Consider the following 12,244-nt stretch of genomic DNA (forward strand, 5'->3'; position numbering starts at 1 on the left):
ATCGGCTTTTTTTAAAAATTTCTAAAAGTTATCCACAGATTCGGATATTTTAATTATGAAATATCCTCATTTATATAACAAGAAAAATATGTTTAAAGTAGAAAGTGAAGAAGGCAAAGGGACTAAAGTTTATTTGAAAATACCTATAATGGGGGATGAGAATAATGATGAAAATATTAATTGCTGATGATGAAAAGTATGATAGGGAGACAGTTAAACATATAATAAAAGAGAATTTTTTAGGAGAGTTAGAAATATACGAAGCCAAAAATGGGAGAGAAGCAATTGAACTATCTGAAAGCATCAGACCAGATATAGTTATTATTGATATAAAAATGCCAGGAATTGATGGAATACAGGCATTGAAAGAAATGACAGCAACTTTACCAAATTTATATAGCATAATTTTGACAGCATATGATTATTTTGATTTTGCATTGGAAGCCGTAAAAATAAATGTGAAAGAATATCTTCTAAAGCCATTTACCAAGGAGGAGATTTTAGAAAAAATTGCTGTGGGAATTAAATGGGTGAAAAAAGAACAAGAGAAAAGAAAAAGTGAAATTGAAGATAAAGAGAAAATATATACTTTATTGCCTGTGCTTGAAAATCAATTAAGTGATCTAATAATCAATGATAAACTTAAAGGCGTTGATTATGGAATGTATCTGCAATGTTTAGATATGAGTTTTATGAATAGCTATGCAATGGTTATTTCAATAAAAGACAAATATGCTTATAAAGATATTAGCAGAGTTGAAAGAGATCAAATTAGGATTAAGATAGGAGAATATGTTAAAGAATATATCAACAGAAGATATAAATGCATAGGAAATTATGTATTTTATGAAGAATTAACGTATTTTATACAAATAGATAATGAGGAAACTGAAGACTTTAAAAGTTTAGAAATTGACCTTGCATTTAATTTGAGAAGAGAAATAAAAAAGAGATTTAATATTTCAATAAGAGCAGGTCTTGGAGAAATATTTGATTCAGTAGAGCAAATAGTGGAATCTTATAGACAAGCTATGAAATGTTTAGTATACAACTCAGACAATGTAAATATTATTTATATTGATGACATAGAAGGAAAATTGATGAATGATAGTTTTTCAGGTGGAATATCAGGAGATACAAAGTTAGGTAAAAATAAAAATTCAAACAAAATAAAGATGAAACTATTTGAAAGTGTAAAACAATTTATTAGAGAAAATATTGAAACAGAGTTAGAGTTAGAGAAGGTAGCAAATAATTTTGGATTAAGTGTCTATTATTTTAGCAGGACATTTAAAGAAGTGACAGGCATTAATTTTTCGGAATATGTAAATAAATGCAGAATAGATGTTGCAAAGGAATTACTTTCAACTGGAGAAATGAATGTGAAAGAGGTTTGTTACAAAGTAGGATATAATGATCCTAATTATTTCAGCAAAGTATTTAAGAAATATGAAGGAGTTAGTCCTGCAAATTTTAAAGGAAATATGGAAGAAAAGATTTTTTGAAATTAATTAGTGAAAGATATGTTACTTATTATTCAGGAATTTTTAAATTTATAAAAAGCAATATATTACCAATAACATATCACAGTAATAAAAAAATCCAGACTATTTCTTATATTTAGAGATTAGTCTGGATTTTCTTTATGTTTTGAATTATTTACTAGTAAAAATTTGCTGTAAAAAGATAGCAATATAAGATTATAAATTAGCAAACTAGTCTATTTGAAACGTTTACTACAGCGTATATAATTAAGACTGTAAAAGAGATCTATATTAAAAAAAAGGGGAGAAAAAGATGAAATCTAAAAAAATGATTAAATTATTGGGTTTGGCACTAAGTGGGGTACTAATATTTTCAGCATTGACAGGATGTGGAGCAAAAAAAGATGCACAAACATCTAGCAATGGAAATAAGAAAATAAAAATTGGTGTAAGTATGGACGACCTAAGACTTGAAAGATGGCAGCACGATAAGGAAATCTTTGAAGAAGAAGCTAAGAAACTTGGAGCAGATGTTGTTTTCCAATCTGCAAATGGGGATGATCCAACACAAATGTCACAAGCAGAGAATCTTATATCTCAAGGGGTAGATGTCTTAGTTGTAATACCACATAACGGTGAATCAATAGCACCAATTGTGGAAGAAGCTCACCAAAATAAAATAAAAGTATTGGCTTACGATAGATTGATTACAAATAGTGACTTAGATTACTATGTATCTTTTGATAATGTAAAGGTTGGAGAATTACAAGCTAAAGCTATCGTGGATAAAACTCCAAAAGGAAATTATTTCATGATGGGAGGATCTCCAACAGACAATAATGCAAAATTATTTAGACAAGGACAAATGAACATAATAAAACCTTATGTAGATAAGGGAGATATAAAACTAGTAGGTGATCAATGGGTAAAAGATTGGTCAGCAGAAGAAGCATTAAAGATAATGGAAAATGCTTTAACAGCAAATAATAACAAAATTGATGCTGTAGTTGCATCAAATGATAGTACAGCAGGTGGTGCTATCCAAGCATTACAAGCACAAAGCTTAGCAGGAAAAATCACAATCTCTGGACAAGATGCAGATTTAGCTGGTTGCCAAAGAGTTGTTGAAGGAACTCAAACAATGACAATATACAAACCAATAAAAGATATTGCTGCTAAAGCAGCTGAAATGGCTGTAAAGATGGCTAAAGGTGAAGATGTTGAAACAGGTGGTACTGTAACTAACAATGGTAAAAAAGATGTCCCTTCAGTATTACTTACTCCAATAGCAGTTACAGCAGATAACATGAAAGATACTGTAATTAAAGATGGTTTCCAAAAGTTTGATGATGTATATAAAAATGTACCAGAAGATAAAAGACCAAGCAAATAAATAAGAATATTGGAGTCTGAAGATATTATTTCAGGCTCCAATATAGAAAGGAGATAAGCATTTCATGAGTGAGTATATTTTAGAAATGAGAGATATAGTCAAAGAATTCTTTGGAGTAAAGGCATTAGATGGAGTAACTTTAAAAGTTAAAAAAGGAGAAATCCATGCTCTTTGTGGTGAAAATGGAGCAGGAAAATCCACACTGATGAAAGTTTTGAGCGGAGAGCATCCTGCTGGGTCTTACTCTGGAAAAATAATTTTTGAAGGAAAAGAATTAAATCAGACAAGTATAAAAGATTCTGAAAGCGTTGGTATTGCAATTATTCATCAGGAATTAGCACTTATAAAACAATTATCTATAGCAGAAAATATTTTTTTAGGAAATGAAATTGGCGCACGTGGACTAGTAAATTTTAGTGAACAGTTAAATAAGACAAATGAATTATTAAATAGGGTTAAGCTGAATGTTAATCCGCTTACTAGAGCGGGGGATCTTGGAATTGGACATCAGCAATTAGTTGAAATTGCAAAAGCTCTATCTAAAAATGCAAAACTATTGATTCTTGACGAACCTTCTGCCTCTTTAAGCGAAGGTGAAGTAGAAGTGTTAATGGGAATATTAGATGATTTAAGAAGAGATGGAGTAACATGTATTTATATTTCTCACAAACTTAATGAGGTTACAAGAATATGTGACAATGTTACTGTAATTAGAGATGGCTCAACAATAGGACAAGTTCCTATTAGTGAGATAGATCAAGATAAGCTAGTACAAATGATGGTTGGAAGAGAAATGAAAAATCTATTTCCTAGAGAAGAACATAAAATAGGCGAAGAATTTTTTGAGATAAAGAATTTTAACGTTTTAGATCCATTTAATAAGAACATAAAAAGAGTAAAAAATGCGAGTTTTACCTTAAGACGTGGGGAGATACTTGGAATTTCAGGCTTAGTAGGTTCAGGTAGAACAGAAATGGTGGCAAGCATATATGGAAGTTTCCAAGGTCAAAAGAGCGGTGAAATATATTTTGAGGGTAAAAAAATTGACATAAAAAATCCAAATGATGCTTTAAGCAAAGGAATAGCTATGGTTCCAGAAGATAGAAAAAAAGATGGAATAATTGCGGGTATGAGTGTAGCTAAAAATATGACAATGAGTAATTTAGTGAAGTATAAGAGGCCATTAAACGTAATAGATAAAGATAAGGAAATGATGGATGTTTTAAAATTTATTGATGAAATAAAAATAAAGACTGCATCAACTGAATTAGCAATAAAAAATCTAAGTGGTGGAAATCAACAAAAAGTAATACTAGCAAAAAATCTTCTTGCTGAACCTAAAATATTAATATTAGATGAACCTACTAGAGGAATTGATGTTGGAGCTAAGTATGAAATTTATAAGTTAATATTTAAGCTAGCTAAACAAGGAATATCTATAATAATGGTTTCATCAGAACTTCCAGAAGTACTTGGAATTAGTGATAGGGTTCTAGTAATGAATGAAGGGGAAATAAAGGCAAGTCTTGAGAATAATGGGTTAACTCAGGAAATGATTATGAATTATTCTGTAGGAAAGAAAAATGAAGAAGTTAGTGAGAGTTATAGCGAAGAAACTAAAACTTCTGTAGGAGGAATATAAGATGCAATTAAGTAAAAGTACAAGTTCAGAAAAAGAAAAGAAATTAGGTTTAGGCGTTATATTTAAATCTAAGATGGCAGCAATATTAATAGCAACAGCAGCAATATGGGTTTTGTTCACGTTTTTAACAGATGGAAATTTTTTAACAACAAGAAATTTATCAAATTTATTTAGACAAATGTCAATTACTGGTGTACTTGCAATAGGTATGGTTTTTGTAATCATTTTAGGTGAGATAGATCTTTCGGCAGGATCAACTTTAGGTTTACTTGGAGGAATTGCAGCGATATTAAATGTTTGGTTTGGTTTTTCAGCTATCCCAACAGTAGTAATAACATTAATACTTGGAGTTATTATGGGAGCTTGGAATGGATATTGGATAGCATTTAGAAATGTTCCATCATTTATAGTTACTTTAGCAAGTATGCTTGTTTTTAGAGGTGTATTAATAGGAATTACAGGTGGTAATACTGTTGCACCATTAACAGCAGATTTCAAAGCTATAGGACAAGCATATTTACCAACAGTTGTAGGTTATATATTAGTAGTGATAGCAATTGTAGGTTCAGCATATTTAATATTAGGAAATAGAAAGAATAAGATTAAATATAATATTGAAGTTAGACCAATGGCTTTAGATGTACTTACAATAGTAGGAATTGGTGTTATATCATTAGTGCTAGTACTAATTCTTAATGACTATCAAGGATTTCCTATACCAGTTTTCATAATGCTACTTTTAGCTTTAATCCTAGCATTTGTAGGAACAAAGACTATATTTGGTAGAAGAATATATGGAATTGGTGGAAATAGAGATGCAGCAAGATTATCAGGTATAAACGTAAAGAAACATATTATTGTTATATATTCAGTACTTGGATTACTTTGTGCAGTTGCCGGAATATTACTTACAACAAGATTAAATGCAGGATCAGTTTCAGCTGGTCAAAATGCAGAAATGGATGCAATTGCATCATGCGTTATCGGTGGAGCAAGTTTAGCAGGTGGTAGTGGTACAGTTGCTGGAGCATTAGTTGGTGCACTTGTAATGGCTAGTATAGATAACGGTATGAGTATGATGAATACTCCAACATTCTGGCAATACATCGTTAAAGGTTTAATATTACTAATAGCAGTATGGATGGATATATCATCTAAAAACAAGAAATAATTCTTTGAAAATGATTATATACTCTTAATTAAAACTTTATATAAATTAGTGACGACAAATCATTTGAATAACAGCAGGCTATAATTAATATTGTCTGCTGTTATCTTTATATATGGTATATTAATTCTATATTTTGTTTAACATAAAAAGGTATGAAACGTACATAATTATCATGAATTATTTTATTAAAAAATTACATAGAAATGTACTCAGAAAACTATTGACTATATAAAAAAAAGAAAGTATTATAAGCTTATAAAACAACATTTAAAAAGTTATTTCAAAATATATTTTAAGTAGTAAATATCAAAAGAATAAGTGCTTTGACTTGCTTAAATAATTATTTTGATTAAAGCTTATTATACAAAATAAAATTCAGAATATTCATTAAAATCAAACAAATTTGATTTACATATAAGGGCTAGTTATTATTAACATTGGCTTTTATAAATAGATAGATAAATGGCTTAGTAAATTATTATGCTATTTACTAGAAATAATTTATATTCAATATAGTAAAAATGAGGAGGGTATCATATGAGAGAATACTTTGAAAATGTTTCAAAAATAAATTACGAGGGGGCAAATTCTAAAAATCCATATTCATTTAAATATTATAATCCAGACGAAATTATTGGGGATAAAGCAATGAAAGAACATCTAAGATTTGCCTTATCTTATTGGCACACATTAACAGCTAATGGAGCAGATCCATTTGGTGTAGGGACTATGATTCGTCCATGGGATAGCGAAACAAATGAAATGGATTTGGCTAAAGCAAGAATGGAAGCAGCATTTGAATTAATGGATAAGCTAAACATAGAATATTTTTGCTTCCATGATAGAGATATAGCACCAGAAGGAAAAACATTACAAGAAACTAATAAAAATTTAGATGAGATAGTTGAGTTGTGCAAAAGTTTAATGAAAAAGTATAATAAGAAACTTTTATGGGGAACAGCAAACTGTTTTACTAATCCAAGGTATGTTCATGGTGCAGGTACTAGCTGCAATGCGGATGTATTTGCTTATGCAGCAGCACAAATTAAAAAAGCAATTGAAATAACAAAAGAGTTAAATGGAGAAAACTATGTTTTTTGGGGTGGACGTGAAGGATATGAAACTCTATTAAATACAGATATGGGATTAGAATTAGATAACTTTGCTAGATTACTTCAAATGGCTGTTGATTATGCTAAAGAAATAGGATTTACAGGACAATTTTTAATAGAGCCAAAGCCAAAGGAACCAACAAAGCACCAATATGATTTTGATACAGCAACAGTTTTAGGGTTCCTTAAAAATTATAACCTTGATAAGTATTTTAAAGTTAACATTGAAGCAAATCATGCTACTTTGGCACAACACACATTCCAACATGAACTTCATTTTGCAAGAATCAATAATTTCTTAGGCAGCATAGATGCTAATCAAGGAGATCCGTTGCTTGGATGGGATACAGATCAATTCCCAACAAATATATATGATGCTACATTAGCTATGTATGAAATCCTTAAAAATGGAGGGCTTGCACCAGGTGGTGTTAACTTTGATTCTAAAGTTAGAAGGGCATCATTTGAAAAAGAAGATTTATTCCTAGCTTATATAGCTGGAATGGATACATTTGCTAAAGGATTGAGAGTTGCTTATAAACTTTTAGAAAATGGTGATTTAGAAGACTTTATAAAAGAAAAATATTCAAGCTTTACACAGGGAATCGGTAAAGAAATTGTTGAAGGAAAAGTTGGCTTTAAAGAATTAGAAGCATATGCGTTAAACAATAACCCTATAATAAATAAATCTGGAAGACAAGAGTTGTTAGAATCTATAGTTAATCAATATATATTTGAGGATCATAAATAAATAAATAAATAAATAAATAAATAATATGTAATCTAGATTTATTCATCTCACCAAAATAAGAAGCATGCTTTTATTCCGACTTGTACGGGATTTTATGGATGATTCTAAGATTAGAAGTTGTACCCAAAGGCTAGCCTTAAAGGTAAGCTCTAAGTAAATACATTTGAAAAAACTTCTAACTTGTAAATTTATAGTTAAAAGGACTTCTTGTAATATTTTTCAGTATTATTATTGCAAGAAGTTCCTTTTTATTTAGGACTCTATTTTGGTGGATATTTTATAATAAGTGCAACTTTCTAAATACAAAAAATAACTAGTAAAATAAAAAATGAAAATGTATTCAAAAAACTATTGACCGCAAAGAAAAAGGGAAGTATAATAAACTTATTAAAATACATTTAAAAAGTTATTTAAAAAATCGAGTAAAAAGTTTGTAATTATGTTAATTTAGAAAAGATATATAACTTAGGAGGTTTATTAATGAGATATTTATTAGGATTGGATATTGGAACATCAGGAACAAAGACAGCTCTTTTTGATGAAAATGGAACAACAATAAAAACTGCAACTTATGGATATGATTTATTCCAACCACAAGTAGGATGGGCAGAACAAGATCCAGAAGATTGGTGGCAGGCATGTGTAAAAGGAATAAAAGATGTTATTGAAAAAAGTGGTGTACAAGCTTCTGATATTAAAGGTATTGGATTAAGTGGCCAAATGCATGGACTTGTTATGGTAGATAAAGATCTTAATGTAATTAGAAATTCTATAATCTGGTGTGATCAAAGAACAGAAAAAGAATGTGATTACATGACAGAAGTAATCGGAAAAGAAAGACTAATTAAGATCACTGGTAATCCTGCATTAACTGGATTTACTCTTTCAAAATTATTGTGGGTTAGAAATAATGAACCAGAAAACTATAATAAAATTTACAAAATACTTCTTCCAAAAGATTATATTAGACTTAAATTGACTAATGTTTTTGCAACAGAAGTTTCAGATGCTAGTGGTATGCAAATGTTAGATATAAATACTAGAAATTGGAGCGAAGAATTACTTAATGAGTTAAATATAAATAAAAACATATTAGCAGATGTTTATGAATCAGTAGTTGTTAGTGGAAAAGTTACAGAGGAAGTTGCAAAATTAACTAACTTAGCAGTAGATACACCAGTTGTTGGTGGTGCTGGAGACCAAGCAGCAGGAGCAATAGGAAATGGAATAGTAAGAGAAGGAATAATATCAACAACAATAGGTACTTCAGGAGTAGTATTTGCAGCAACTGATACACCTAGATTTGATAAAGAAGGAAGAGTTCATACTTTGTGTCATGCAGTACCAGGTAAGTGGCATATAATGGGTGTTACCCAAGGAGCTGGTCTATCATTGAACTGGTTTAAAAGAACATTCTGCGCTAAAGAAGTTGAAGAAAGCGAAAAATTAGGAAGAGATATCTATGATTTATTAACTGAAAAAGCAGCAAAATCAAAACCTGGTTCTAATGGAATTGTTTACTTACCATATCTTATGGGAGAAAGAACACCTCATATAGACCCTAATGTAAAAGGTGCATTTTTAGGAGTATCACTAATAAATAACCATGATGATTTTGTACGTAGTATATTAGAAGGTGTTAGCTTTAGTTTGAAAAACTGCCTTGATTTAATCGAAGACATGAATGTAAACATTGATGAGATAAGAGTAAGTGGCGGTGGAGCAGAAAGTGCTGTATGGAGACAAATATTAGCTGATATTTTCCAATATTCATTAACTACAGTTAAAGCATCTGAAGGTGGTGCACTTGGGGTTGCAATACTAGCAGGGGTTGGAGCAGGAATCTATGATTCTGTAGAAGATGCTTGTGATAGAATAGTAAAAGGAAACAAGAAAGTTTCTCCAAATGAAGAATTAAGAGAAGTATACTCAAAAGTATATGAAACATATAATTCAGCTTATCCAAGAATAAAAGATATTTAAATTATATTAAAGATAGAAATCCATCATCTTAGTTAATTAATTATAGAATTAATTAAGGGTGTGTAGTAGTATCGAATTTTAGCAAAAAAATTATATAGTTTTTTAAATACTTTAACAAAAATAATAATAGTGATATTATTTAAGAAAAAGCTACTATTACTGATAATAGTCGAGAGGAGTATTTTAAAGTTTGATAGAAGTAAATCACAGTAAAATAAAAGAAACTAACAGAAAAAAGATAATAGCATTATTATTAAAGAAAAATGAGATCACCAAATTAGATATATCTAGATTATTAGATATAAGTATAACAACAGTTTCTACAAATATTACAGAATTGAAAAGCGAAGGTATTGTAGAAGATGTAAGGTCTTTGGAATCTACAGGAGGAAGAAAAGCAATTGCTATTAAGTTGAATGAAAACTGTAGATATTCAATTGGAGTGGCACTAACACCGAATCATATAAAGATATCATTAGTAAATATAAAGAAAAACGTTATTGAAAGTATGCGAGTTAGACATAATAATGATGGAATAGAGAACATAGTAAATTTACTTAATGAAAATATAGATTTGTTAATGAAGAAATATAATTTATGTTCAGCAAATTTATTAGGAATAGGGATTTCATTACCTGGAACTGTAGATTTTAAAGAAGGCATAATAAAGTATTCATATTTGTTAGGAGCTAAAGATTTCAATTTAAAGGAAAAGTTCGAATACTTAGACATTCCAGTATATGTAGATAATGAAGCAAATTTATCTGCTTACTACGAGTTTTTAAATAAAAGAGATATACTAAGAAATCTATTATACGTATCAATAACAGAGGGGTTAGGCCTCGGTATAATAATAAATGGAAAAATTTACAGAGGTGACAATAACTCATCAGGTGAATTAGGTCATACTAAGATAGCAATTGATGGGAAAAAGTGTAAGTGTGGAGCTAGAGGCTGCTTAGAAGCATATGCGTCTATGAATTCTCTGATTGATGATTATAACGAAGCTAATAGTTCAAATATTAGTGACATTGATGAATTTGAAGAAAGATATAATCAAAATGATAAAGATGCTCATGATGTATTAAATGATTATTTAAAAACATTATCTTTAGGCTTATCGAATTTGGTTATGATATTTGATCCTAGCAGCATAGTAATAGGTGGAGATATAAATAACTTACTTAATGATAAGATAGATATGCTAAAAAAAGATGTTTATAAAGATAATTTATTTACAAATGAAAATAATTGCAGTATAAGTATTGCAAGCTTTAAAGAATCTTATCTACTAGGAGCTGCTATGATGCCTATAGAAGAATTCTTAGAAATTAAATAATGGAGTGGTGAAGGCTACTCTATTATTTAAAAAACTTATTAAATAAATTTTAAAAATATATTTTTAAAGTTATGTGAGCATAGCTATATTAAGGGGAGTCTTAATCTTTGATTGGAACTCCAGATTAAGACAAGCCTTTTATATAAAACTAAATATCTATTTATTTCATATTAGATTTATGTTTTTGATTTTTGATTGGAACTCCGAATTAAGAGCAAATTTCTTATGTGTTACTAAATAAATATTTACATAAAGGTAAGTCTTAAATAAGAAATTAAGATTTCTTATTTGAGATAACCTTATATATTAAATGATTTTCAATTAAACAAAGAGGAGATGTTAATAAAATGAGATTTTTCTTAGACACAGCAAATGTGGAACACATTAAAGAAGCAAATGAAATGGGAGTAATATGTGGTGTAACAACAAATCCATCATTAATAGCAAAAGAAGGAAGAGACTTTAATGAAGTTATTAAAGAAATAACAGAAATAGTTGATGGACCAATAAGTGGAGAAGTTGTAAGTGAAGATGCTGAAGGAATGATAAAAGAAGGAAGAGAAATTGCAGCAATTCATAAGAATATGATAGTAAAGATTCCAATGACAGCTGAAGGATTAAAGGCAACTAAAGTATTAGCTAGTGAAGGAATTAAAACAAATGTAACATTAATATTCTCAGCAACACAAGCTTTACTTGCAGCAAATGCAGGAGCAACATATGTAAGCCCATTCCTTGGAAGAGTAGATGACATCTCAATGATAGGTATGGATTTAGTTAGAGATATAGCAGAAATATTTGCAGTTCATGGAATAGAAACAGAAATAATAGCAGCAAGCGTAAGAAATCCAATTCATGTAATAGAAGCAGCAAAAGCAGGAGCAGATATATCAACAGTACCTTATAGCTTAGTAATGCAAATGTTAAAACACCCATTAACAGATCAAGGATTAGAAAGATTCAAAGCAGATTGGGCAGCAGCATTTGGAAAATAGATTGCCGAAATAAGAAACATATTTTGGTTCCGGTTCCTAAGAAATTTTGTTGAGTGCTTCTAAGATTATAAGTTGTACCCAAAATGCTTGCTTCAAAGACAAGCTCTGAACAAGCACATTTGGAACAACTTATAATCAAGAAGCACTACCAACACAATTTCTAATGAACACTCCACAAAATATGTTACTTATTTCTAGTGCAGACATATTTCGAAAATGGAAGAGTAATTTTGAGATATGATAGCTAGATTCTGAAATTAGGAAAGCATAAATGTTTATGGATAAATATTTTGATACAATGCTTTCGCAAAAGTATGACTATCATTTATGATTTATTCATGTTCCAAATGACAGAGATAAAAATATATATTCTT

At 29.6% G+C, this 12,244-nt stretch carries 8 protein-coding genes; all 8 read left to right on the top strand.

The window, feature by feature from the left end:
* Positions 1-164: 164 nt before the first annotated feature.
* The 8 genes from ACJDTP_RS26535 (at position 165) to fsa (ending at position 11,870) form a co-directional block, all read left to right on the top strand.
* Complete coding sequence (locus ACJDTP_RS26535; RefSeq protein WP_406762908.1) at positions 165-1,505, top strand: response regulator; 1,341 nt, start codon at positions 165-167, stop codon at positions 1,503-1,505.
* Between the two features lie 292 nt (positions 1,506-1,797).
* A complete protein-coding gene (xylF, locus tag ACJDTP_RS26540; RefSeq protein WP_077869840.1) occupies positions 1,798-2,877 on the top strand; it encodes a D-xylose ABC transporter substrate-binding protein in 1,080 nt (359 codons plus the stop codon).
* Positions 2,878-2,941: 64 nt separating this feature from the next.
* Positions 2,942-4,519 (top strand): xylose ABC transporter ATP-binding protein, encoded by a 1,578-nt coding sequence (locus ACJDTP_RS26545; protein ID WP_077844718.1) that lies wholly within the window; start codon positions 2,942-2,944, stop codon positions 4,517-4,519.
* A 1-nt stretch (position 4,520) separates the two neighbouring features.
* Entirely contained in the window at positions 4,521-5,690 is a 1,170-nt protein-coding gene (locus tag ACJDTP_RS26550) for a sugar ABC transporter permease (protein ID WP_077844719.1), read from the top strand.
* 537 nt (positions 5,691-6,227) lie between these two features.
* Complete coding sequence (xylA, locus tag ACJDTP_RS26555; RefSeq protein ID WP_078115633.1) at positions 6,228-7,553, top strand: xylose isomerase; 1,326 nt, start codon at positions 6,228-6,230, stop codon at positions 7,551-7,553.
* Between the two features lie 480 nt (positions 7,554-8,033).
* Positions 8,034-9,536, top strand: a complete 1,503-nt coding sequence (xylB, locus tag ACJDTP_RS26560) for a xylulokinase (RefSeq protein ID WP_406762909.1) — start codon at positions 8,034-8,036, stop codon at positions 9,534-9,536.
* Between the two features lie 190 nt (positions 9,537-9,726).
* Positions 9,727-10,875 carry an ROK family transcriptional regulator gene (locus tag ACJDTP_RS26565; RefSeq protein ID WP_103699079.1) on the top strand — a complete coding sequence of 383 codons (1,149 nt, stop codon included), beginning with the start codon at positions 9,727-9,729 and terminating at the stop codon, positions 10,873-10,875.
* 347 nt (positions 10,876-11,222) lie between these two features.
* Positions 11,223-11,870 (top strand): fructose-6-phosphate aldolase, encoded by a 648-nt coding sequence (gene fsa / locus ACJDTP_RS26570; RefSeq protein WP_012058602.1) that lies wholly within the window; start codon positions 11,223-11,225, stop codon positions 11,868-11,870.
* The last annotated feature ends 374 nt before the right edge of the window (positions 11,871-12,244 follow it).

The organism is Candidatus Clostridium helianthi, from assembly GCF_045310795.1.
Lineage (GTDB): Bacteria > Bacillota > Clostridia > Clostridiales > Clostridiaceae > Clostridium > Clostridium helianthi.

Coding starts and splice junctions, on each gene's coding strand:
- ACJDTP_RS26535 (WP_406762908.1), top strand. CDS start 165: ATGATGAAAATATTAATTGCTGATGATGAAAAGTATGATAGGGAGACA.
- xylF (WP_077869840.1), top strand. CDS start 1,798: ATGAAATCTAAAAAAATGATTAAATTATTGGGTTTGGCACTAAGTGGG.
- ACJDTP_RS26545 (WP_077844718.1), top strand. CDS start 2,942: ATGAGTGAGTATATTTTAGAAATGAGAGATATAGTCAAAGAATTCTTT.
- ACJDTP_RS26550 (WP_077844719.1), top strand. CDS start 4,521: ATGCAATTAAGTAAAAGTACAAGTTCAGAAAAAGAAAAGAAATTAGGT.
- xylA (WP_078115633.1), top strand. CDS start 6,228: ATGAGAGAATACTTTGAAAATGTTTCAAAAATAAATTACGAGGGGGCA.
- xylB (WP_406762909.1), top strand. CDS start 8,034: ATGAGATATTTATTAGGATTGGATATTGGAACATCAGGAACAAAGACA.
- fsa (WP_012058602.1), top strand. CDS start 11,223: ATGAGATTTTTCTTAGACACAGCAAATGTGGAACACATTAAAGAAGCA.